21 protein-coding genes are annotated in these 24,814 nt (G+C 43.4%); 8 read left to right on the forward strand and 13 right to left on the reverse strand.

The features are described from left to right. Positions 1-169: 169 nt before the first annotated feature. The 4 genes from AABI20_RS03900 to AABI20_RS03915 form a co-directional block, all read right to left on the reverse strand. Positions 170-2,344, reverse strand: coding sequence for an AlwI family type II restriction endonuclease (locus AABI20_RS03900; protein WP_338346826.1), 2,175 nt, complete (start codon positions 2,342-2,344; stop codon positions 170-172). A 64-nt stretch (positions 2,345-2,408) separates the two neighbouring features. Then, positions 2,409-3,320 (reverse strand): Dam family site-specific DNA-(adenine-N6)-methyltransferase, encoded by a 912-nt coding sequence (locus AABI20_RS03905; RefSeq protein WP_338346828.1) that lies wholly within the window; start codon positions 3,318-3,320, stop codon positions 2,409-2,411. Positions 3,321-3,327: 7 nt separating this feature from the next. After that, on the reverse strand, positions 3,328-4,368 hold the full coding sequence (locus AABI20_RS03910) for a DNA adenine methylase (protein WP_338346829.1): 1,041 nt from the start codon (positions 4,366-4,368) through the stop codon (positions 3,328-3,330). A gap of 231 nt (positions 4,369-4,599) precedes the next feature. Beyond that, positions 4,600-4,842, reverse strand: a complete 243-nt coding sequence (locus AABI20_RS03915; RefSeq protein WP_338346830.1) for a helix-turn-helix domain-containing protein — start codon at positions 4,840-4,842, stop codon at positions 4,600-4,602. 153 nt (positions 4,843-4,995) lie between these two features. Between AABI20_RS03915 and AABI20_RS03920 the strand changes: the two genes are divergently transcribed. Then, positions 4,996-6,153, forward strand: coding sequence for an AIPR family protein (locus AABI20_RS03920; protein ID WP_338346831.1), 1,158 nt, complete (start codon positions 4,996-4,998; stop codon positions 6,151-6,153). Between the two features lie 239 nt (positions 6,154-6,392). Here the strand turns inward: AABI20_RS03920 and AABI20_RS03925 are convergent, their stop codons facing one another. The 5 genes from AABI20_RS03925 to AABI20_RS03945 all read right to left on the reverse strand — a co-directional run bounded on the left by AABI20_RS03925 (position 6,393) and on the right by AABI20_RS03945 (position 12,382). Then, positions 6,393-7,607 (reverse strand): PucR family transcriptional regulator, encoded by a 1,215-nt coding sequence (locus AABI20_RS03925; protein WP_338346832.1) that lies wholly within the window; start codon positions 7,605-7,607, stop codon positions 6,393-6,395. Between the two features lie 93 nt (positions 7,608-7,700). Next, positions 7,701-8,888: an aminotransferase class I/II-fold pyridoxal phosphate-dependent enzyme gene (locus AABI20_RS03930; RefSeq protein WP_338346834.1), complete on the reverse strand. Its 1,188-nt coding sequence runs from the start codon at positions 8,886-8,888 to the stop codon at positions 7,701-7,703. A gap of 174 nt (positions 8,889-9,062) precedes the next feature. Further along, entirely contained in the window at positions 9,063-10,238 is a 1,176-nt protein-coding gene (locus tag AABI20_RS03935) for a metal-dependent hydrolase family protein (protein WP_047975631.1), read from the reverse strand. A 42-nt stretch (positions 10,239-10,280) separates the two neighbouring features. After that, a complete protein-coding gene (locus tag AABI20_RS03940; protein WP_338346835.1) occupies positions 10,281-11,453 on the reverse strand; it encodes a hypothetical protein in 1,173 nt (390 codons plus the stop codon). Between the two features lie 395 nt (positions 11,454-11,848). Beyond that, a complete protein-coding gene (locus AABI20_RS03945; RefSeq protein WP_047975632.1) occupies positions 11,849-12,382 on the reverse strand; it encodes an SAV1803-related protein in 534 nt (177 codons plus the stop codon). Between the two features lie 594 nt (positions 12,383-12,976). On the opposite strand from AABI20_RS03945, the gene argF reads away from it, so the two are divergent. The 7 genes from argF to AABI20_RS03980 all read left to right on the forward strand — a co-directional run bounded on the left by argF (position 12,977) and on the right by AABI20_RS03980 (position 21,564). Continuing rightward, on the forward strand, positions 12,977-14,014 hold the full coding sequence (gene argF, locus AABI20_RS03950; RefSeq protein WP_338346836.1) for an ornithine carbamoyltransferase: 1,038 nt from the start codon (positions 12,977-12,979) through the stop codon (positions 14,012-14,014). Between the two features lie 77 nt (positions 14,015-14,091). Further along, positions 14,092-15,123 carry an N-acetyl-gamma-glutamyl-phosphate reductase gene (gene argC, locus AABI20_RS03955; protein ID WP_288846907.1) on the forward strand — a complete coding sequence of 344 codons (1,032 nt, stop codon included), beginning with the start codon at positions 14,092-14,094 and terminating at the stop codon, positions 15,121-15,123. Positions 15,124-15,276: 153 nt separating this feature from the next. Then, entirely contained in the window at positions 15,277-16,473 is a 1,197-nt protein-coding gene (gene argJ, locus AABI20_RS03960; RefSeq protein ID WP_338346837.1) for a bifunctional glutamate N-acetyltransferase/amino-acid acetyltransferase ArgJ, read from the forward strand. A 4-nt stretch (positions 16,474-16,477) separates the two neighbouring features. Further along, positions 16,478-17,212, forward strand: a complete 735-nt coding sequence (gene argB, locus AABI20_RS03965) for an acetylglutamate kinase (RefSeq protein WP_338346839.1) — start codon at positions 16,478-16,480, stop codon at positions 17,210-17,212. A 161-nt stretch (positions 17,213-17,373) separates the two neighbouring features. Beyond that, positions 17,374-18,540 (forward strand): acetylornithine transaminase, encoded by a 1,167-nt coding sequence (locus tag AABI20_RS03970; protein ID WP_338346841.1) that lies wholly within the window; start codon positions 17,374-17,376, stop codon positions 18,538-18,540. Positions 18,541-18,949: 409 nt separating this feature from the next. Then, positions 18,950-20,335 carry an amino acid permease gene (locus tag AABI20_RS03975; RefSeq protein WP_338346004.1) on the forward strand — a complete coding sequence of 462 codons (1,386 nt, stop codon included), beginning with the start codon at positions 18,950-18,952 and terminating at the stop codon, positions 20,333-20,335. Between the two features lie 407 nt (positions 20,336-20,742). Next, entirely contained in the window at positions 20,743-21,564 is an 822-nt protein-coding gene (locus AABI20_RS03980) for an undecaprenyl-diphosphate phosphatase (RefSeq protein WP_288846900.1), read from the forward strand. A gap of 119 nt (positions 21,565-21,683) precedes the next feature. On the opposite strand, the gene AABI20_RS03985 is transcribed toward AABI20_RS03980, so the two are convergent. From AABI20_RS03985 to folB, 4 genes are all read right to left on the reverse strand, one after another. After that, positions 21,684-23,036 (reverse strand): bifunctional folylpolyglutamate synthase/dihydrofolate synthase, encoded by a 1,353-nt coding sequence (locus tag AABI20_RS03985; RefSeq protein ID WP_338346842.1) that lies wholly within the window; start codon positions 23,034-23,036, stop codon positions 21,684-21,686. Positions 23,037-23,257: 221 nt separating this feature from the next. Beyond that, entirely contained in the window at positions 23,258-23,824 is a 567-nt protein-coding gene (gene folE, locus AABI20_RS03990; RefSeq protein WP_047975639.1) for a GTP cyclohydrolase I FolE, read from the reverse strand. Positions 23,825-23,839: 15 nt separating this feature from the next. Next, complete coding sequence (gene folK / locus AABI20_RS03995) at positions 23,840-24,331, reverse strand: 2-amino-4-hydroxy-6-hydroxymethyldihydropteridine diphosphokinase (RefSeq protein WP_288846896.1); 492 nt, start codon at positions 24,329-24,331, stop codon at positions 23,840-23,842. Beyond that, a complete protein-coding gene (gene folB / locus AABI20_RS04000) occupies positions 24,328-24,708 on the reverse strand; it encodes a dihydroneopterin aldolase (protein ID WP_338346844.1) in 381 nt (126 codons plus the stop codon). The genes folK and folB overlap by 4 nt, the downstream gene beginning before the upstream one ends. Positions 24,709-24,814: the final 106 nt, after the last annotated feature.

The following is a 24,814-nucleotide window of genomic DNA, read 5'->3' on the forward strand; positions in this document are numbered from 1 at the left end:
ATCACATAATCACATTATAAAAAATCTCCGTTATGAATTATTTATCTAAAAAATTAATTAATCCGCCTCTATACTATCAACTCACACCTTTTAATGAACATAACCAACATCTTTTTTTTATATAAATACTTAAACTAACGTAATTACTATAATTTTCACAGTCATGCACTTAATCTGTTAATAATTGAGAAACACAAAGCTCTCTCCAACCCAAACTAATCTTCTGTGGCTCTGATGATAATGTACTTTTAAATACTTCTATTATTTTCGAATCCATACGTGTCCCTTTTTCTAACAATTTTATTAGTTCGAAAGTAGTAAGAGCAAAAATACCAACACCCTCCGTAACTAATTCCTTATTAGATGAATCTTCTAGCGTAATCCATTGAACTGATCTGAAAATGTTAACTACGTTATTGTCCAATTCTGTAGCAACAAACAAGCCATACCAAGGTTTTTTCTTTATTGAAGTTCGCGTATTTAAATTCACTGTATGTCGAATAACAGGTTCCATCTCACCAGCTTTTTGCGAATTTTTATTCTGAACAGTAGCCTCCAACAACAGACCAAAATCATTATAGTCAATTTCAATATCACCTTGGCCACCAGATGCTGCACCTGTAGGCATAAAGTTACTATCTAAACGCAAATTATAAGCAAAATAAATATTGACATTTTTATCTGTAAGGTACCACCAAGCGATTCCTAACATATATTCAAAGATGCTAGGCGTATTTACATTATGCGTAACCTGATCCATAACACGATTATCCGCGGCAGATCCTTTTCGACCGTCATAAGCGACAATATCTCGAAGTATTTGAATTGTTTTATTTCGTGGGAACTTTTGTTCAACCATTTCATAAAATTCTTGTGATTCATTATGGCGATAATACTTAACTAAATCTGCCTCATTTTTAATAGAGCTAGAGGATTCAATATTCGCTTTACGTATTTCATTTTTTATGATTTGTGTTAATTTAATGTTACCTATACCTAAAATTTCTGATAACGTTTGTTCAGTCTTAAATATTCCATCTCTATCTTCTTCATACTTTTTTCTATTATCACTACCAAGCCAAATATTTTCTGTATATTTAAATAACTCCGAGAATAGTGGTTTCAAACGAAGTTTATATAATTTATTTTCACTACTAATTATTCGAGAAACGTTTAAATAACGAGTGATTAAATCAGCATATTCTGAAACATTATTAATAAATTTTTCTAATATAAATTGTGAATAAATTTCTTTGTATGTTCCTAACCATAATTTTGATCCTGGTTTTCCGGCTAACAATTGCTTTCTATAATTTTGATTTTGATTTTGATTAAATTTTTCAAAAGTGTTTCCTCTGGCAACTATTGCTTCCCTTCCAAAGGCACTATTAATTGAGGTCTTAACATCCGACGATTGATACTCTTTAATCAATGCAATAATTGATTCGTCATTTTTTTTAACTCGTGCTGTAATTAGCAAAAAAAGAAAACCAGCATAACGTTTTACATATGTTGATCCTTTACTATTTTTAAATATAGACCCAAATTTTTCAATATAGTACGGATTATCGAGATATTTATCAGTGAAAACTTCCAACGTCATCCCTTCATTAATAAACGTTTCGATCTCGATTAATAATCTCTCAGCTATATTTTCATCATCTTCATTTGTAGAAATATGTTTTGTAAAATGATTGTAATAATATGTAAAAAATTCCTCCTCACCTGAATATACTTTAGAATAATCATCCCTCAAGGCAACTAACTCTTCCTTAGTCATTGATGGACGTATACCCTCTAAAATATAATTCATATCGCGTGAGGGTACCCTGTCAAAATGCAATAAAAATTCTAAAGTATACAAAAAAGGTGAAAAGTATTTTTGCTCACTTAAACTATCATGACCACTATATATCCTGACCTTCAATAACTGTCGTAGAAACGTGCTACTTAAGGAATCTAAGTTAATTATTCGTTCCAAAGCGTCCAATGGTTTAGTTGACTCAGAAACTAGTGCTTGACCTATTGGCGTTAAATCATTTCCATTGGTAAAACCTAATTTAGAAATTGCCTGAACTAAAGTACGGGCACGTAATCCATCATTTGTTCTTTCATTTTTGTCACTCTTTTGTCGCTCAAATAAGCTTGTACTCTCAACGAGATCATCATACCATCGTTGTTGAACGATCTGCTTACTTTCACCTTTGTAATTGCTCCAACTATTTTGTTGCTTTTTATTTTCATCTAAAGATTTTAAAATTTCAGGAATAGATGTGTCATAGTCAGCACGCCTAAATGATGTATCTCCAATTCTAAACGCTGATGTTTCATTTGATAATTTCATTTTATACATTCTCCCAATAAAAAAGCCTATGTTTATTTAAACATAGACATTTTACCATTTAAGCTCAGTAATTGATAACAAGGACTTCATCGCTATACCCGTGTTTTTCACTAGTTTGATAATTTGAATTCGCATATGATTTATTCAAATGAATTACTCTGTATCTGTCCCCATTTTGTAGTAACCAATCTCGCAAAATATTGTTTGATTTTCCTTTACTCGTTAATACATTTGACAGAGCGAATTTATTACCACTTTGATGAATTTTATCCAAATAGCTCAATAAATCTTTCTCATCGGCGACAGTCCATCCACCGTTCTCGTTATAAACAGCAGTAGTACTCAAATATGGTGGATCCACGTAGAAAAAAGTATCTGGAATTAAAGTTGAAACATCACGAAAATCTGACATTACAAAAGTTATTTTTAAACTATTTATTCTATTTTTAAACTTAAAAAGCTTTTCACGCATCTGTCTGTTAAAATCGCGCTTACCAACTGGGTTATTAAAATTTCCCTCTTTATTAAATCTCATTTGATTATTGAAGCCAAATATAATCAAAACATACAACAAACTATAATCAACGTAACCATTGTTTACTTGATCGTTAAACGTTTTTCTTAATAAATTATAATTAGCCTTATTTATGGAACCAAGACCTTCATTTGAACTAACATTGTAATACATATACCCATTGTTGAATGTATCAGTTAAATTGAAATGTTGTATATTTTTTAATGTATTTGCTAATATTTCTTCAACATCCGTATCACAAACATACTGTAACAATCCAATTAAATATTGATTATTATCATAAGCTGATATACTAACGCTACTTGCAGGAATATTAGTTGCAACAACCGCAGATCCAGCAAATAAGTCTATAAAATGAACATACTCTTTTGGAAAATACTGTTTTAGTTGTGGTAATAATTTATATTTACCACCAGGATAGTTGATAAAAGACTTAATCATATATAGTTTACCTTTCTACTCTAACCAGATAAAGATATTCCATATGTTCTTGAACATTCGTCTTTCCTGTTGTATAAACCTGAAAAGGTAATTCATGCCTTACGACACGGCCACGCATGCTTAAAATGTCAGTTATCTCTTCGTTACTAATTTTTGCATTCGACCTACCCGACCCCTTATGTGCCATATTATTATATGAAACCAAAATATAACGAGCCTGAATGTTCATAATTAAATCTTTAAATGTCTGCGGGGCCTTGGCTGTACTATATAAACTTTTCTTACCAGATCTATCTTTAGGTTTCATAGCAACTCCGTATAATTGAGGTTTATTCCAATCAATTACATTTTCGAGGACATGATATACATCACCATATTGTCGACTATTATAGGGAGTATCAATATACACTAAGTCCGCTTTAATATGCCGTACTAATTCATTTGCATCACTATGATAAATAAAAGTTTTAGCATTCTTTTGGGCAATATTAGGTAACTTAAACACAATGGAGTCTGTTGAATCCATTACTTTTCGATATGCATCATAATGCCCCACAGTATTTGCCACTTTATCCATGGCATACAGGAGTGAAGTCAGCAAGATCGCTCGTTCTCGTTCATTAACGTCTTGTTCTTCAATAAACTCTCGTGCCTGACCAATTTTACGAGCATTACTCATAGAAAAAAATTTATTTCCGTAGTTCCTGCTAACATAATTATCGTTACCTGGCAGCTCGTTCATACTATTAAAAAGCTGATTTAATAAAATCCAATCTATTTTTTCTGATCCAAAGAAAGTTCGATAAGCCATATAATTACTATCTAAAATATCATTGACAATAATATTCTTTCCTTTACCTAAAAAATAATTAGCAACAGATCCGGTACCACCAAAGATATCAGCAACTGTGTTTACATTGTTTGTGTTTTCAGTAACAACTTTGCCAATAAAATCAAGCATCCTTTTTTTAGAACCCAAATATCTTCTGTTCCAAATGTCAAATTTCATTATTTCGTCACTTTTTTTCTTTATCTTTTTTTGTTCCATTTTATTCCTTGCAGCATTATTAAAATTTTCAAAAGAAAATTTATCCGCTATTATTCATTAAGTTATTGATTTTTAACAAAAAATTTTTACCCTGTAATCAACAAATACTGGTTTGAACACAACATAATAATTTGGTTAGTATCTCAATTTCATTAATATATAAAAATAATTGTATATCTTGCTTTTTTCTTAATTTATTATACACATATTCATCACAAAACACTTAAACCACTAATTACTCACACTATCGATCCTTTTTGTTACTTCTTCAAATAAATATTTTTTATCAACCTCTAATGCCGCTGCTAACATTACCAAGTTCTCTATCGAAGGAATATTTTTTCCTAACTCATAATTACACAAAGTTTTTTCACTAATCCATTCCTCATTATTAAACAGTTTTATACTTCTATCTTCAATAAAACCAATTCTACTCTTAGGAATATCTTTCAGTTCTTTTCTCAGCTGTTTCAAAAAAAAAACCCAACTCCTTATTTTCACTATTTTTGTGCCGAATTGTCATAAAATACGAACCTAGGTTCCTTTTCTTATTTTAATTATATTATATTATTTATTTACATCTTGTATAGAAACAATTATTAATAATAAATCATGGAGACAGTAGATATGGACCAAAAAGTTAATTTTAAAGTTTCAACACTGCGGACAATTAGCTCGCCCTCTCAACCGGATGTAACAACATACATTGCGTATGTTAATTTTCGCGATCTACCAAATACTTTTTCACTCGATATTAATCCACGTAAACCAAAAATGACGACTGCTGTCGCAAAATCATTAATTGAAGCAGTTAAATCCCCTGACACTGATTTCGATATTAACAATCGTGGTATTGTTATTGTAGCTAAATCTCTTACATTCAATACAAAAAGTGATTCAATTACACTAGATTTTGGTGCAGATTCAACACAAGCTGGTATTTTGGATGGTGGACACACTTATACAGCTATTACAGAGAATCGCAGTGAAATGGAAAACGATCTTGAGAAATATGTTCGCTTGGAAATTATAGTCGGCAATGATTTAACGGTTTCACGAATCGCTGATGCTCGTAATACTTCGGCTTCAGTTTCTGATATCGCTCTTTATGAATTAGATGATAAGTTTGACTTTATTAAAGAAGCAACAATAGATGAACCTTATGCAAATGACATTGCCATTAAAGATAATTCAAAAGAGCGTTTACCAATTATTGAATTACTAAAATTATTATTTGCTTACGACGTCTATGATTTCACATCTTCTAATGATACTCCAACGCAAGCCTATTCAGGTAAAGCTACCGTTTTTAAAAGTGTTAAACGTGATTTAGACGATGGTACGGAAAAGTACAAAAAACTTGCAAAACTATTACCTGACCTTGTTAGTTTATACGATTATATTGAACTTACCATTAAAGATAAGTATTTAGAATATACGCCAAATGGAAAATTCGGTGGTGTAAGAGGAATTACAGTAGCAAAAAATAATCAAAAAAAGTTTAATACTTTATTTTTAGAAAATAAAACAGAACATCAAGTGGCTACTGGTTATTTACTTCCAATTTTTGGATCTTTTCGAGTTTTAGTTGATCCGAAAACACTACAGTGGAAGCTCAATCCAAAAGATCTCTGGGATAAAATTGGAGCAGATCTTGTCAAAAATACTCTAGACAGTTCGAGAAATAATCCTCAGGATGCTGGTAAGAATACCGCTATCTGGTCAAATAATTATTCAAAGGTAGAAAACGAAATGTTCCGTCAAATGCTATCTGCTAAAAATTAAATAACGGTATTAATAAAACATTTTCCGCACTGCAAGAACATCCGTTCCCCTTAGTGTTTTTGATTGTACCACATCCACCCAATTAATTTCTCAACACATCCAAAAGCCCCCCTCACACTCATCTCGCAGCCCATACTGCTACCGAGTTTGAAGGGGGTTTTGTTTTATCTAGTTTGAGCTGATTGATGATTGAAATTGGTTGATTAGGCGTCCATCAAAAGCCACCCTACTCTCAAATTCTAATACCAAATTTCATACAGCTGAACCGCTAGACGCATCTTTTCATTGTCGTCTGCATTGTTGAGATCCATGTCGAGAATTTTTTCAATTTTTTGCAGGCGGTAAAAGGCCGTGTTGCGGTGGATGAAGAGCGCTTCAGCCGCTTTGGCGATGGATTCGTTGGAAGAAAAGAAGGTCATTAAAAGGGAAAGGTACTGTTCTTGGTCAGCGACCTTGAGCTCGAAGAGCGGTTGGAGGACCGCATCGATAAAGATGGTCGCTTCTTTTTTGGGAACCAGTCGTAAGACGTCCGTGACTTGTTGGGGGTTGTACTGGTGCGGCCTTTGCAACTGGCGATTTTTAGCCGTATCAAGGGCCTTGTCGGCTTCGTCGAGCAATTGTTGGAAGTTGATCAACGATTTTTGGTACATCGTATAGCCGATTAGATTGCGCTCATTGGGGAAATGAGCAAGCAGGAATTTTTCCAAATCCGGTAAAATATCCGGCAAATCAGATGTTTCCTTCACCAAAGCGAAAATTTTGAAATTCCAATTCATCAAAATGACTGGCTGCTTGATTTTATTGAAATACCAATAAATATAATCCGCGACCCGATGCATAACAAATTGGTGGTTGCCGGTATTTTGTGACCGTGCCTCATCAACCGCAAAGGCCTGGTACTGGTCATCAATATTTAAACCATTTAACTTGAGGATGCCGGCAAACGATTCCTTGGCAATCGGTTGGGCGATGATTGTTTCAAAGACCTCGCTCTTGCGTTGGCGTTCATTTTTGACGTTGATGTGGACCTGCAAACTTTCGAGACTAAGCAGGTTAACCATGTTTGAAATCAGCAAGTCCTCCGCTGATTTTTTAGCAGGAATCGCCGCAAAAATGACGAACCGGCGCGTCAGCTTATCGATGGTCTTAAGGGGGTAGATGGTGTAACGATCGAAGAGCATTTGAGGCTTTTCCATGTTGATTAAATCAAGATCTTTGCTGGTGTAAGCAAGCAATTCTTCGTCAATATCAGCCGTACTATTCTTGGCTTTCAGCCGGCCAAAGGAGTCGATGATATAGGCATCGACGCCGAGCATCGCTGTGATCTGATTTAGAATCTGATCATCTGGCTGTTTGGCAAGAATGTACTTCGAAATGGCCAAATTTTGATCCATAATCGCCGATAGTTGCTCGTTTTCTTCCGCCAAAATGGCATTTTCAACTTTATGCAGCATAGTGATTCTCGGGTCCACTCAAAAGAATCTTCACTTACTTATCCCAACATCTTTTTTTCTCGACCCTCTTCCCTTCGATTTGTTTCACATATCTTAAGCCTCTTGTGACTTTAATGCAAGGTCATCTGCCACTAAAAAATCAGTCAAGCGGTCCATTGCCATTTCTAAGTTAGCCGTACTCGTGGCATAACTAATCCGGAAATAACCTTCGCCACCAGGGCCAAAAGCATCCCCCGGCACCACGCCAACCCGGGCCTGCTCCGCCAAAGCCGTGCAGAATTCCAGGCTACTTTCGTAGTTTGCCGGAATTTTGGCAAAGATATAGAAGGCGCCCTCAGGAGTGACCGCCTCAATGCCAACTTTTTCAAGGGCGGCCAGCACCAAGTCCCGCCGTTCCTTGTAAACTTTTTTCATTGGATCGATATCATTAATTCCCACCGTGAAGGCCTCAATCGCTGCTTTTTGCACAATCGAAGACACATCGTAGCTATTAAAGACGTGGACCTTGGCGATGCCTTCCATCAAGGATTCGGGGGCGAAAATGACTCCAAACCGCCAGCCGGTCATCGCATGCGACTTGGACAAGCCATTAAAGACAATCGTCCGTTCCGGAATAAACTTTGCAATCGAACTATGCACCTTGTCATAAGTGATTTCCGCATAGATTTCATCGCTAATCACCGTCAAATCAAATTCACGGGCAACGGCAGCCAAAGCCTCCAACTCATCGTCTTCATAACTAACGCCGGTTGGGTTACTAGGCGTCGTCAACAAAATCGTCTTTGCCCTTGGGTTTTCCTGAGCCTCCTGACGGAGACGCTCAGGAGTCAACTTAAAGTTGTCGTTGGCCAGGTTAATATAGTCAACCTTTCCACCGGCGATGCTAATCGCCCCTTGGTAGACTGGGAAAACCGGTGAGGGCAAGAAAACCTCATCGCCCGGTTCCAGCAGTGCCAAGAAAACATCCAGGATGGCCTCACTCACGCCAATCGTTGTGACGACTTCTGTTTTCGCATCGTAGAAAATCCCATACTTTTTCGCTACGAAGTCGGCTGCCGCTTGGCGGACTGCCAAGGTTCCCAGCGGATCCGTATAGTGGGTATCGTTTTCTTGGATTGCCCAAATCCCAGCTGATTTAATATGGTCGGGGGTATCGAAATCCGGTTCCCCGACGGTCAACTTAATGATGCCCGGAATGTCTTCAATTTGCTTACTAAAGGTTGAAATGCCCTCTGGTGGCACCGACAAAATCGCATCGCGAATAATACTGTTTTGGTTCATTTTCACACCTCGATTCTTTTCATTCAGTTCATAATCAGTCAACACTCTTTTTTAATTACATCAATCCAATTCGTTGTCTGCTTCCGTCCGTTAGGTTCCGTTCTTTTTCATCAATCGCAACGAAACACAACGCCCCTAACAGTTGAAAAGTAGCCAACGAAGTTGATTATCTAATTAAAATTGGCGCTGACCAGCTTGGTAAACTTGCTTGTCTTCTTGTTGAACAGCCTTGACGTCTGCCAATGGATTGTCCTTCAGAACCAAGAAGTCAGCGTACTTACCGGCAGCCAATTCACCATATTCTCCGAGCTTCATCAAGGTAGCTGAGTTATGTGAACTCGACAAAGCGTCAAAATTCGTCATGCCGAGTTGGTCGACCATGATTTCAAATTCCTTTGGCGTTTCATCAAAATTAGTAAAGGGGCAGCCAGCATCAGTTCCCAAGGTAAGCTTAACGCCCGCCTTGTAAGCCTTGCGGAAATTGCGGAAGCCAGCTTCTTTGACCTCCGCGTTCTTTTGAGCTTCCCAATCGGGCAGCTCATCACTGTGGTCGACCATGCTTTGGACAACCAACAACGTTGGTGTCAGATAAGTCCCCTGGTCAACCATCATCTGAATTTCTTCATCCGTCAGATAGTCACCGTGCTCAATTGAATCAACCTTGGCCTTCAAGGCATTCATGATTCCTGGATTTGCTTCCGCATGGGCGGCTACGATACTGCCCTTGCTGTGCGTTTCTTCAACGGCGACCGCGATTTCAGGAATCTTCAACTGTGGTTGGACCATGTTATCGTTGATTGACATGACACCACCGGTTGCCATGACCTTGGTACACTGGGCGCCGTCGGCAAAGTTTTCTCGAACTTGCTTGCGCATTTCGTCAGGGGAATCCGTGACATTACCGCCGTGGAATAAAATCCCGTGGCCACCGGACATGGTCATTGGTGCACCGGAAGGCATGATTTGTGGTACTTTTTCCAACTTTCCTTCTCGTTGCAATTTAGCCAAAGTTCGATCAACCCCGTAGCTACTACCACAACCGCGGACATAGGTCACACCTGATTTCAACAGCTGGCGCAAATGTTCAACCGAGCGAACCGTGACGGTCACGATATCAGCGAACCCATCTCCATCATGGGTGTTGGGGTCCAAGGATACATGGGTATGGGCATTAATCAAGCCGGGCATCACGTATTGACCATTCAAATCAACTGTTTCGCTGGCAGTTGGCGCCGCGCCAGTGCCCGTTTCACTGATTTTGCCGTCGTCATCGACCAAGAACCAAGCGTCCTTGGCGATTTCATCTTTGATACCATCGAAAATGTTTGCATTTGTAAATACCGTACTCATAAGAATTTATCCTTTCTTTTGTTTAAAACAGCGACTAAATAATTACAACAACTTCAAGAAAATCGAAGCGATAATAACGGAGGCAACGGAGACTGTTGCAAACCCACCGACCAACATCTTCGGCAACGTGTTCGCTAAAATATAGCTTTCTTCCTCCGGCGTTTGAGCTAGGTTCTTGGCTGACTCATGCGTCACAATGTAGTCAGCTGGGAAACCAAAGAGTGCGGTTAGGGCACTGGCAAAGGCCATTTCCCGTGAGAAACCTAGCGGCTTAGCCAAGAGGAAGGAAACGATGAACATGCCCAAGATTCCTAGTAGAATCATCGTCACGATTGGGATCAAAATGTTGACCAAGTTCTGTGGCGTGACGGTTGCCAAGAACGAGAAGATGTAGGAAAGCAGACCATACATCAGCCAGTTAAAGACACCGGCCTTTTCCAAAACATGGCTAGGGAGCAAACCAGCCTGATGACCGATAACCCCAAAGACTAAGCAAATGATGTAAGGGTTAATGGTGTTTTTCAACAACGTTCCCAAACCAAGGGCCAGGCCGGCAAGAGCCATGACCGTAAAGATTTGAAAGGCCGATGTTTGATAAATCTTGGGTAGTCGATCAACAAACTTTGGCTTACTTTCCTCCGGTTGTTCAGGTTCGACGATCTCCTTGAATTCACCACGATGGTAATTCGTGAGCAGGCGTTTGCCCTCTTTCTTCAACAGAAAGGCGGTTAATGGATAACCGATGATGCTGTGAACAACGAACATCGAAACTGGGAAGGAAATCAAAGCCGTGATATGGGCCGCCTTTAGCCCGTTACTCATCAAGAAGGCGGCCACGATACCACCGGTCAACGGTGGCACACTGGCAATGACCGTCTGCCAGTTGAAGAGTAACAAGCCACCACCCATGGCCAACAGGGCCGTACCGGCGACACCACACAGGGCAATCACGACGGCGCGCCACTGGTGAAGCAAAGTCTTAAAGTCCATCAGCGTTCCCATGTGAACCAGCAAGGCCGCCTGAATCATGGTCGTAAATGCTGGCGTAAAGGTCGCGGTAGTGGTCACGTTCTTTGGAACAATCGTCCAATAACCAATTAAAAACAGCACGGCTGTGACAAAGACCGATGGAATATAGGCCTTACTTAGCGTCGACACCCACTCCCCAATGAAGAGGAAGAGCATGATGACGCTAAGAGCAATGACAGTCTGCATATGAATCACCTCATTTCTTGCGTGAATTTGTATTGCTTGGTCCCAAGTATAGAGACTTCCAAAAAATAATAATTTGAACAAATGAACAAAAAGTGCAGTAGATCCTCGTGAACAATGACCAAAAGAAATCAGCATGTAATCTTTGACTAAAATCAGCACCCGGATGAAGATTCATTCCAAACAATTGCTAAATGGGGGATTGAAAGCCCTTTCTCTTTGACCTTCTCTTGGCTTTTTTTCGTCTTGTTTTTGTTACAAAGACGTAAAAAAGCGCCCCTCTTCATCAACTTTTAGTTGATTTGGAAGAGCGCTTGCTCAATAATTTGTTGTTTTGGTATTTTTCTAGCGCACGGTCAACAAAGCTCGGGACGTGCAATCGCTAGGCCGCCCCCAGCCTATGCCTTCACTAATTCTTTGATAAAAATCATCAGCTTAAAGGTTTCATCTGCTGAAAGATAAGCCGCCTTGTAGCACGCCACCGCCTCCGCCGGACTAGTTGGCTGTTCACCCTCAATATACCACTTTTCAATTTGTGGCTTGAGTTCTTTCTCTAATTCAGCATAGCCAAACTCTTGCTTGCTTGCAATGGCAATCAAAGCATGCAAGATGGCATGCTCGATTAAGTTACAGTACACCAATCGGGTCTTTTGTTGACTAGCATAGGGGTACTGCTGAACCTTAATCATAGCCGGATCGGCCAGATTCAGGTACCGACTTTCATCGATATGGTGGCAATAAAGGCCCTCTGCCGTCCGGTCAATCGCTGGATTCTTTGGCAAAGAATACGTTTCACCAGCCAAAAAAGCCTGGTAGTTATCTTCAGCAAAGTAACTGTCCTTGGCTGGACCATACTTTTGCAAAAGTTCCGCCACGGCATCCGAATAGGATAATTTCAGCAATTGCATATATTGGTCAAGTTGTTCTGTCATGACGTATCTCCTTCTCGTTTTCTGCAAGCTCTTTTCCCCCATCTTACCGCAATAATTGTAAAATTTCTGGTCCTTTCTCAGTTTTACCAAAATTTTCCCTTGAAAAATCAGCAGAATCTTAAATATTTTTTATCGGCAACAAAAGATCCGCCAAAGTCGCGCCCAGACTAATTTTATAGATGAATTTTAACCAAGAAAAGGCTCACACTTTTCTCACTTTTCTCTAATTAATCCTTGACAGGCGAGAAAATATTCATTATGCTGTTGTCAACAAGTTGGCAAACAGCCAATGTTAATCAAAAAACGATGATCGGAAATTTTAGTTGACTTTGTTTTCACAGAAAAGCTGGATGTTAATTCGTGAGAACCGGCCAAACAAACCAACTAAATCGTGCCCGTGAGTTATCTTTCGAAATGAGTAGAAAGAATCGGTCAATGGCCCGTTACCGCCAAAGTCTTTTTTGACTTGCTAAGCTAGGAGTGTGCAAACCTTCTAGGAACTGAGGTGGTACCGCGCAAAAACGCCCTCTGACAGAATGATTTTCTGTCAGAGGGCGTTTTTTATTTGATTTATCGGCTAGAGGAGAACAGATTATGACAACCACAACATTTTTTCAAAACCAATTTTACGGTAAGAGCATTTTGAAGGAGACTGATTTATCAGTCAACGAACTAAACTACTTGGTCGACTACGGTTTGCACCTTAAGGGACTGGCCATGCAAAACATTCACACCAAGCTGTTGGCCGACAAGAACATCGCCTTAATTTTTGAAAAGAATTCAACGCGAACCCTATCAGCCTTTACCACGGCCGCCAACGAACTTGGTGCCCATCCCGTTTTCTTGGGCAAGGATGAAATCCACTTATTCCACAAGGAATCGATTGAAGATACCGCTAAGGTTTTGGGTTCCATGTACGACGCCATTGAATTCCGTGGCTTCCGCCAATCAAGCGTCGAAGCTTTAGCTAAGTACTCCGGCGTTCCCGTTTGGAACGGCCTCACAGATGACTGGCACCCAACGCAAACCATCCCCGACTTGATGACCATCAAGGAAAACTTCGGTCACTTGGCCGGCTTAAAGGTTGCTTACCTCGGTGATGGTCGCAACAACGTTGCCCACTCGCTGCTAGTTGGCTGTGCGATGGTCGGCGTTAACGTTGCCATTGTTAGTCCGGAATCATTGCAACCGGCTGCTGAAGTCTTAGAAATTGCCCAGGGCTATGCCAAGGAAACCGGCGCCGAAATCACCATCACTTCTGATTTGGCCACCGGTCTACAGGATGCCAACGTTGTCACCACCGACGTTTGGGTTTCTATGGGTGAGGATAACTGGAAGGAACGAATTGACCTACTCCTTCCCTACCAGGTCAACATGAACGCCTTGGCCATGACCGGCCACCTCGATGACGGTCAATTGATTGTCCTACACTGCTTGCCTGCCTTCCACGACCTTCGTACCGAAGTTGGTAAGGAAGTTTACGTCAAGTACGGTCTCAAGGAAATGGAAATCACCGACGAGGTCTTCCAAAGTGAATACGGCCGCCAGTTCGATGAAGCCGAAAACCGCAAGCATGGTATCAAGGCCATGATGGCCGCCACCCTTGGCACCCAATTTATTCCAAAAATTTAAAGCCATTGATTGGCTAAGCGGGAAAATGACCCACGCGGCCTGAATCCCTACCTACTAACACAGAAAGGAAGCTTGCTATGAATGCCGCGATTACAGGCGTGACCGGTTATGCCGGCATGCAACTTTACGCCCTCTTACAAGAACACCCCGAAGTCGAAACCATCAACGTCTACCAACACGATTTAGACGATGCCATCCCCCTTGTCGACCTCAACCCCCGTTTGAACCTTCCTCATCCCCAGCTCGCCTATCCATACGATAGCCAAGAAATCATGGCCAACAACGACCTGATTTTCCTAGCGACGCCGGCCGGAGTGGCCATCAACTTGGCCGAACCTTTCTTGAAGGCCCACTTCCCCGTGATTGATCTTTCCGGCGATTTTCGCCTGAAGGACCCAGCCGAATATGAGAAGTGGTATCATCTCAGCCCAGCCAAGGAAACTGATTTGCAAAACGCATACTACGGCCTGGCCGACATCTACGAAAATCCGGGTGCCTCATACATCGCTAACCCTGGCTGCTACGCAACGGCAACCCTCTTGGGACTAGCCCCCGCTGTCATGGGCGATTTGATTGAACCCGACTCAATCGTTGTGGATGCCAAATCAGGATTGTCCGGTGCCGGCAAGTCACTGAGCTCGTCATCACACTTTAGCCGGTCGAACGAAAACCTGCAAATTTACAAGGCGAACCAGCACAAGCATATTCCAGAAATCTTGGCCGAGCTCAGCAAGTGGAACCCCAAGGTGCAACACCTGCAATTCATGACCACCCTGGTACCAATCGACCGCGGGATCATGGCCACGATTTATGCTAAGGTTAAGCCTGATATTGACGAGATGGCCATCCTCAACTACTACCATGACCTCTACGACGAGGATCCATTCGTCCAAATTTGCGACGATTACCTGCCCGACATCAAGTCGGTCATCGGAACCAACAACTGCAAGATTGGCCTGACCTTTAACCCCGTTACTGGTTACCTAACCATCGACGCCGTCATTGACAACATGCTCAAGGGCGCAGCCGGTCAAGCCATCCAAAACATGAACCAGTTACTAAACTACCCAGTAACTGCTGGACTGGAATTAACGGCATTGGCCTTTTAAGAATTTGGGGCAGCATGAAGCCAAATAAAACTTCTGCTAAACCACAAAGAGGTCACTTAGACCCTTTCATCATCCCACCAATCTTGCCAGCACCTAGACCAAAACCAACACAAACACCCCCCCTTTTTATATAGAAGAAAAGGAGAACTTCTTATGCAAGAAATTGACTTTACCTGGCCCAAAGGTTTCCAAACGGGCACGGCCCATGCGGGCTTTAAAGAAGACCAGCAACTCGACATGGCCTGGATTGTTTCAGACGTTCCAGCCGTAGCCGCTGGCGTTTATACCAAAAACCAATTCCAAGCGGCTCCGGTGCAGTTCACCAAAAACCTGATTAACCAAAACCACGAACTCCAAGCCATCGTGATTAACTCTGGTAATGCGAACTCCTTCACTGGACAGGAAGGCCTGGACCACGCAGATGAAACCCACCAATTGGCTGCTAATAAATTAGCTATCGACCCCGACCTCGTGGCCGTTGCCTCTACCGGTGTCATTGGTAAACAACTGGAAATGAACAAAATTGAAAACGGCCTGGACCAATTAGGTTTGGCCCCCGAATCAGACATTGCCCACGCCATTTTGACAACCGATTCCTGTGAAAAGAAAACAACGGTTTCCGTCATGATTGCTGGCCAACCCGTGACCATTACAGGAATTGCCAAGGGTTCTGGCATGATTCACCCAAACATGGGTACTACCTTAGGCTTTGTTACCACGGATGCCAACATCACGGGTGAAGCCCTCCAAGGCCTTCTGTCTGATTTGATTCAATCTTCCTTCAACCAAATCACGGTCGATGGCTGCATGTCCACCAACGACATGGTCCTTGTCCTCGCTAATAGCCAAGCGGAAAACGCACTGCTTGACCAAAGTGCGGCCCAGGCCGACAACTTGGCTGATTTTAAAGCCGGACTAAAGGCAGCTCTGGTTGCCTTGGCCAAGATGGTTGCCCAGGATGGCGAAGGATCCAACAAATTTGTCCAAGCAACCGTTGTCAACGCTGCTTCAGTAGTTGAAGCCAACCAGGTTGCCCGGGCTATCGTCGGTTCCAACCTGATCAAGGCCATGCTCTTTGGCGAAGAAAACAATTGGGGTCGAATCGTCCAGGCCATTGGCCAAACCCAAGCGCAAATCAGCCCCAACCACCTCGATATTTTCTTGGCCGATGTGCCCCTTGTCAAGGACAGCCAAAAAGTCTTAGCTGACCAAGAACAAGTAGCGGCCATTCTTGCCCAAGATAAAATCGATTTGACCATTGACTTGCACGTTGGCGAAGCAACCGGCCAAGCCTGGGGCTGCGACTTGACCTACAAGTATGTTGAGATTAACGCTGCTTACGAGGGTTAAGACCATGATTGTCATTAAAATCGGTGGCAATGCCATCAGCCAACTAAAAGACGATTTCTTTCACCAAGTCAAGGAATGGACCAAGGAGGGCCAGCAAGTGGTCATCCTGCACGGTGGCGGGCAATTAATTTCTTCCACCTGCGCCTTCTTTGACTTGCCAACAGAAAAGATTGACGGGATTCGCGTCACGCCGCCAAGTGTTCTGGCCTTAACCAGCCACCTCCTGACCAACGTTATCCAGCCTCATTTTCAAAATCAGCTGGCCCAGGCGGGCATTTCGGCCCTGGCCGTGAACCAGGAAGCCGGTCCCCTCTTCACCGCCGACTACCTTGATCAGGATGCGTATGGCGAGGTCGGTGAGGTCACGGGCATCGATGAAGCGGTGTTGGCAGAGGTCAGCCAAGCTGGCAACGGGCAAAACCCCGTCTTATTGGTCAACTCACTCGCTATTGGCCCAAATGGTCCACTGAATGTGAATGCCGACTCAGCAGCTCAGGCACTGGCTACCATGGCATCAGCCGACCAATTGATCCTCTTAACCGATGTCCCCGGGGTCCTCGTCAATGAAGAGGTCGTCACGGCCCTTAACCCGCTCAAAGCCACCCAACTGATTGACCAGGAGTTGATTACCGCTGGCATGGTGCCCAAGCTCCAGGCCGCATTTTCCGCCCTGCACCATGGTGTCCACAAAATCACCATCACCAATCACCTTGGCCAAGGAACAAAGTTAGAACTATGATACGGACAAAAAATCGACAATTTTATCTCGCTTTTTTGGGGACTGCAAGCCCAAGCTTTTTTAAGTGCGCCTTCTTGACCACCTAGCGGTAGAAAACGACGAACAAGTCCCTGATTTTTCCATCCTAAAACAGACCAGTAGAACCAACAGGAGGCTTTACCATGACAACGACTATGCATACTTACGACCAATTCCCTTTTGATATCGTAGATGGACACGATGCTTATCTCATCGACGACCAAGGTAAGGAATACCTCGACCTGACTGCCGGTATCGGTGTCTGCAACTTTGGCTACAGCAACCAGCAAATTAAGCAGGCCGTGGCTAAGCAAGTGGAAAAGGTCTGGCATATTACCAACTTATACCAAAACCAGTTAGCAGAAGAAGTCGCAGAAGACCTTTGCCCAGCCAGTTACCAGGCCTTCTTCTGTAACTCTGGGACCGAGGCCAACGAGGCTGCGATTAAATTAGCCCACAAGGCGACTGGCAAGCACGAACTCGTTGCCTTTGACTATGGTTTCCATGGCCGCACCACCGGGTCGCTGTCTGTGACCGGTTATCCCCACATCCAAGAAGGATTTGCGCCGTTAATGCCAGCAGTCAAGATGGTACCCTTTAACGATCCAGCTGCCCTAAATGCCATTACCGAAGACACCGCTGCCGTGATTCTCGAAGTCATTCAAGGTGAAGGTGGGATTAATGTTGGGCAGGCAGACTGGCTCCATCAAGTGCAAGACAAGTGTCATGCAACCGGTACCCTATTGATTATTGACGAAGTCCAAAGCGGCATGGGTCGGACTGGGCACCGTTTTGCCTTTGAACACTACGGTTTGGAACCAGACATGATTACAGTTGCCAAAGGATTGGCTAATGGTCTGCCGGTTGGGGCCCTCCTCGCCAAGGAAAGTGTTGCCAAGCACTTCCAACCCGGCGACCACGGCACGACCTTTGGTGGCAACAAGGTCGTAATGTCCGCCGCGAAAGAAGTCCTGAAGCAGCTGAACCCAGAATTCTTAGCCACAGTCCAAGCCAAGGGTGACTGGCTCTTTGACCAACTGGAACAAAAGCTCAGCCCGCTAGAAGTCGTCACTGGTATCAGTGGTGCCGGCTTAATGGTTGGTATCCATTTGGCTGATTCCCTGCCCGTTGGCCAGGTCATTCAGGCCCTCCAAAAGGAAGGCATCTTAACCCTCTCTGCCCGTGGCAACACGTTGCGTCTTTTGCCACCATTGATTGTAGATCAAGACGATTTAGCCCAAGCCATCGATCAAATCAGCCAAATCATTCAACAACTGAGTAATGCTGACCAAGCCGCTGCCGTTAAATGACCTTCGTGGTCATTTTTTATTTTTTGGCAATTTTCTGATGGATTTAAGGTTTAAAATTTTCGTCCGCAAAGATTTGATTAGCTCATCTGAACTCAAACTATTTCGTCAAAAAACGTCAAGTTATTTTTTTAACAAGATAAAATTCCCCATTGTTTTATTTTTTTGACGAAATTTTTTTAGAATCATTTTCCTTTTCATAAAAATCCCCAAAACGCCAAATTTTCACCTTTTTCATAACGCTTCCTCCTATCTAACCCCAGAGCAAATGTTATATTTCCTAACAAAAATTCTTTTCGCATAATTTTTTCATTCTATTATAGACGAAATCGCAACGAAACACAGACTTATATTAGGAATTGATGATAATTGTTCGTTTGAATCTAAGATTCAAAGTAGAAGGAGGATGCTTATGGAACAACCTATTCAGGAGACCGAGGTGAACCAAGACGGAACCAAGCGCTCCTTGAGCAACCGTCACGTGCAAATGATTGCCATCGGTGGTACCATTGGAACCGGACTTTTCTTAGGTGCGGGCTCAACGATTTCAAAATCAGGCCCCACGATTTTACTTCTCTACGCCGTATTAGGTACGCTCTTTTTCTTCATGATGCGCGCCATCGGTGAAATGCTTTACTCACAACCCGACCAACACACCTTCGTTGGTTTTATTTCTAAGTATTTGGGCAAGGGTCCCGGAGTCTTTGCCGGTTTGACTTATTGGCTGGCACTAATTTTCGCCGGCATGTCTGAATTGACGGCCATTGCAACCTACGTCAAGTTCTGGTTTCCAACCTGGAACACGGCTGCAATTGAAATCTCTTTCCTCGCCGTCTTGGTTTTGCTAAACATCTTAGCAGCCAGGGCCTTCGGTGAAACGGAATTCTGGTTCGCGATGATCAAAATCATCGCCATCATTTCCTTGATTGTAACCGGAATCTTCATGGTCATGACCGGTTTTAAGAGTCCTGGTGGGGCCGAGGCTAGCTTTTTGAACATTTTCCATAACTTTAGCCTCTTCCCTAATGGTTTCCAAGCCTTCCTTGGCTCCATCCCAATGGTCTTCTTCGCGATGGCCGGGATGGAATTCGTTGGCATCACCATTGGTGAAACCAAGAACCCTCGTAAGGTTTTGAAGAAGGCCATTAATGAAACGGTTTACCGGGTCTTGTTGTTCTACATCGGTGCCTTGATCATCATCATGTCCATCATGCCATGGACGAGCATCACTGCCGGTAACAGTCCATTCGTTCAAGTCTTCAAGTTGGCTGGTTTGCCAGCAGCCGCAGCCGTGATTAACTTCGTGGTTTTGACTTCTGCTTCCTCAGCTTTGAACAGTGTTCTCTTCTCAAGTGGTCGACACCTCTACCAGCTTTCTCGCGAACTAGATTGGAAGCCATTGGCTAAGATTGCTAAGGCTGGTATTCCAGCACCTGCCATTCTCTTCTCCGGTGCACTTTTGCTCTTCGCACCTGTGATTGCTTCCATCCCATCCATCAACGATGCCTTCCAGTTCGTTACTGGTGGTGCCAGTGACCTTTACTTGGTGGTTTACTTGATGACGATGGTTGCTCACCGACGCTTCCGCGTTTCACCGGAATTCATGCCGGATGGCTTCAAGATGCCTTGGTATCGTTACACGAGTCCAATCACCATCGGGGCCTTTGTCCTCGTCTTCTTGTCACTTTTCGCTAATCCAAACGACGTTATCCCCGCTACCGGGGCTATCATTTGGGTTATCGTCTTCGGTGGCTACTGCTACTTACGCTTCCGCAACCAAGAAATGGCAACAATTTAATTCACTGTGTTTAGTTAATCAAAGTGTCCGGATTCACACGGGCACTTTTTTTGTTCGTTTAAATCAGCTTCCTTCTATTTATATAGGGTCCTTTCTCTTGCCAAAAACGTGTACCAATCCCCTGCTCTTGCCGTTAATTCAAACCGATTCTACACTCCGAGATTGTTAATCTGCTGATTTGATAAAAACTGTTTAAATTTATCCAAAACTCAGGTTTCAGTAAGAGGCTTTGTGGTAAACTGATTTTGACGATGAATTCTAACCTATCTAAGGCTAAAGCACCGCCAGATGTCGCCTGGCCCTTCTTTTTCAAGAAACGGGCGGCTCTTGTTTATTATTACAAACCGTAACCGAATGCCTATGGGTATTCGGTTGCGTTTTGCATTCCAGAAATACTAGGAGAGATTATGCTTGACATTTTTAAAGCCATTATTATTGGTATTGTCGAAGGATTAACAGAGTTCTTGCCAGTCAGTTCGACTGGCCACATTGATTTGGTGAGCCAATTCGTCCAAATCAGCCAAGGTAAAGATTTTGAAAACATGTTTGAATATGTAATTCAATTCGGCGCCATCATGGCTGTTGTGATTTTGTACTTCAGCAAGCTGAACCCATTTAGCGCCAAGAAGACAGTGCGAGAGCGCCAAGACACTTGGGTCCTCTGGTTCAAGGTCATTATCGCCTGCCTTCCATCAATCATTATTGGCTTGCCATTGAATGATTTCATGGATGAGCACTTGCACAAGCCAGCCGTGGTGGCGACTGCTCTGATTGTCTATGGTATCTTGTTCATCGTGATTGAAAACATCTACAAGAACAAGGCCCCTAAGATTAGCAGCTTAGCAAACATTGGTTACAGCACAGCCTTCTTTATTGGTTTGTTCCAGGCTTTGTCAATCGTGCCTGGTACAAGTCGTTCAGGGGCAACCATCTTGGGTGCCATCATCTTGGGTGCCAGCCGTTACGTGGCCACTGAATTTAGTTTCTTCCTGGCTATCCCAACTATGGTTGGGGTTACCATCCTCAAGGTTGGTTCTTACCTCTTGAAGGGCAACACCTTCACGGGCGAACAATGGGCCGTTTTAGCAACTGGAACTTTCGTTTCTTTCATCGTTGCCGTCGTTGCCATCAAGTGGTTGTTGAAGTTCGTGCAAACACACGATTTCAAGGCCTTTGGTTGGTACCGAATCATCATTGGTTTGATTGTCTTCGCCGTGATGTTTATGTAATTTGATCTTGAAAGTCCCCGCTTGGGGGCTTTTTTTATGCCCAAAATTTATAGAAAATCAGCTTAGCCGCCGGCCTTTCAAATACAAAAAAACCAGCAATTGCTGGTTTTTTGACTAATTTATTGGTTGTGAACGGCCTTAATAACCTCTTTAACGAGGTAAAAGGAACCCGTCGCCAAGATAACATCGTTCTCCTGGTCAAAGTGTTCCAGCGCATATTGGGTTGCATGAGCCGGATTGACAATCGTCAACACCCGCTTTGCATCGGTAAACTTCAAAAATTCTTGGTACAGGTCCTCAGCGGCTAACTGTCGGTCTTGGTTATCCGGCGTGGTCACGATGAAAGTCGTATCGTTCAAGGCACACAGGTCTTGAACGCAAGTTAGCGTATCCTTATCCGCCAAAAAACCGACAATCAGGACCTTGCGCCGGTTAGCAAACGAGCCCTGCACGGTTTCAATCAGGGCGTTAATCCCATCAACGTTATGAGCCCCATCGACAATCACCGGCCGGGGTTCTTCTTGCAAATATTCAAAGCGTCCGGGCATGTGGGCCGTGGCAATCCCTGATTTTAAGGCGGCCAATGGGATTTGACTGACACCATCGATTTGGGACAGGACCTGCCAGGTGGCAATAGCCGTCTGTAAGTTACCCAATTGGTAAGACCCCTGTAAGCCCAGGTGGATGTCCTTAATTTCCTGACCACCAACCGTGACGGCGACCGTTCGCTTTGTGCCGCTTTCTGCCACCTGGTTAAGTTCGACCATGGTGGCTGAAAAGACCCGATTGCCCCGCTCTTGGGCAATTTCTGTCACTACCTCATCGACCTCCGGCCGTTGTGACGCATAGGAAATAATGGTTTCACCCTCGCGGACCATCCGCACCTTGGTTTGGGCGATGGTGGTTAAATTATCGCCCAAAATCCGCATATGGTCCATGCCAATCCGAGTCAAAATCGTGTAGTCTGAGCGAGGAATCGCATTGGTTGCATCCAACTCGCCGCCAAGGCCGGCCTCCAAGACCAGGTAGTCTGGGTTCTGGCGAATGTAAAAGGCCATGGCCGTTAAGAAGGACGCCTCAAAACTAGAAATTTCAGTCAGCAAGTTCACTCCGTGATTGTCCAAGACGGCCAACAAATCAAAGAAGGCTTGGGCAAAATCAGCCTCCGCAATTGCATCCCCATTCCAGGTAATCTCTTCTCGAATTTCAAACAGGTGCGGACTGTTAAAACCGGCAACGGTCAGCCCACTGGCCACCAAGAAGTTTGTCACCATCTTTCCGGTCGAACCCTTACCGTTCGTGCCGGCCAAGCGCATAACCTTGCTTGAAAGGCGGTCAAAGCCTAACCAACCAATAATTTGGCGCAAGAAAGCCACTCGGTCAATTTCTTCCTTGTACTTCATCCCGGCCGGAATGCTCTCCAGGATGGCCAACGCCTGTTGATAAGTTTGGTCTTTATCTATGCTTTTCACCGTGACCTCCTGTGTTTTCACTGGCTAGACGAACTGCAAACCGCTTGCGCTGCTACTCAACTGACTGGACGACCTACAAACTGCTTGCGCTGCTGCTCAACTGACTGGACGAACTACAAACTGCTCACGCTGTTGGTCAACCGAATCAGCACCAGTCATCAACTTATCTAGCTGGATTGCAACCGCAGCCGACAGCCCAATTCTGTTTTTTTCAGCGACACTTATGCCTGTTGCAAAAAGAGACTTTGCTTGGCCAAATCACCCTTGAACTCACCCATATAGTAGGTCGTTTCCGTGATGTTGCCGACACTGCGCACCCCACGCATTTCCATGCACATGTGACGGGCACGGACAACGATGGCAATCCCCTTAGGGTGGATTAGCTCGTCTAACTTCTGGGCAACCTCAGAGGTTAAGCGTTCCTGAACATTGGGCTTCTTAGCAACGTGGCCAATCAACCGGGGCACTTTACTCAAGCCGACAATCTTCCCGTCATTCGGGATATAGGCCAACGAAACCTCGCCAAAGAATGGCAAGAGGTGGTGCTCACACATTGAGTAGAAAGGAATCTTCTTGACCGTGATGACTTCCTGGTCAACATCGTCTTCTGTTGAGTCAAAGACGGTAAAGTTGGTGAAATCAGTATTGACCGCGCCAAAGACTTCGGCATACATCTTAGCTACCCGCTCTGGCGTTTCCAACAAGCCCTCTCGGTTCACATCTTCGCCGACCGCCGTCAAAATGGTCCGCACTGCATCTTCAATAATTTTTTGATTTTTACTATCCATGGTCTTTTCCATTAATTAATATTCTAATTTTTCAGCAACAACTCGGACCGCCTGGTCGGCCGGTAAAGCCTGACTGGCTTCCTGAAACTTTTGGTAAGCGGGCTCGTCAACATCAAAGAGGTCTAACAGCGGCACTAAGACAAACTTCCGCCGGTAAAGTTCCGGATGTGGGACCTGCAGCACCTCATCATCGATTTGGTCATCCCCGTAGAAAAGAATGTCTAAGTCAATGGTTCGCGGACCCCAGTGAATCTCACGAACACGGTGCAAATCGGCCTCAATTTGATGAATCTTATCTAAGAGGTCGTGGGCCGAATAGGTTGTTTCCACCTTGGCGGCGATATTGTAAAAGTCATCTTGCTTGACACCACCAACTGGACTCGTCTCGTAAATTCGTGACACCTGGTCCACCGTGATTTGGTCATCGCCAGCCAACGCCTGCAAAGCAGCATTGATGGCTGCCAACCGGTCGTTCAGGTTACTACCAATACTTAAATAAGTGATCATTGGTCGACACCCCGCTTGCCAGTATCCGTCAATGTAATTTCCACACTATCGAAAATGCCATTGACCGGCACGGCTAATTTGCGAATATTCAGCGACATGGCCTCGATTTCGGCATCGTAGACGGCCCGAATATCATCAAAGATTTGTTGGCCCAAGCGTTCAACGAGGTCAACCTTACTGTCGGCAACGGTCTTTTCGATGATCCGATAGATAGCCCCATAGCTGACCGTATCCGTCAGGTTATCCGTGTAACGCGACTGGTCCGACTGCATTTGACAGGCCAAATCAATTTCGATGTTTTGCCCGATTTTCTTTTCCTCGGCGTAAACTCCGATATAGGAATGAAACTTCATATTATTTAACTTAATTGTCAACATGACACGACCTCATAATGTAAACAGAAAACCCTATTTCTTATCATAAAAATGATGATATTATTAATTGATAGGGTTTTAACGAATTAATTACCATTATACCTTAAAA

It is taken from the genome of Fructobacillus cardui (genome assembly GCF_963580785.1).
Lineage (GTDB): Bacteria > Bacillota > Bacilli > Lactobacillales > Lactobacillaceae > Fructobacillus > Fructobacillus cardui.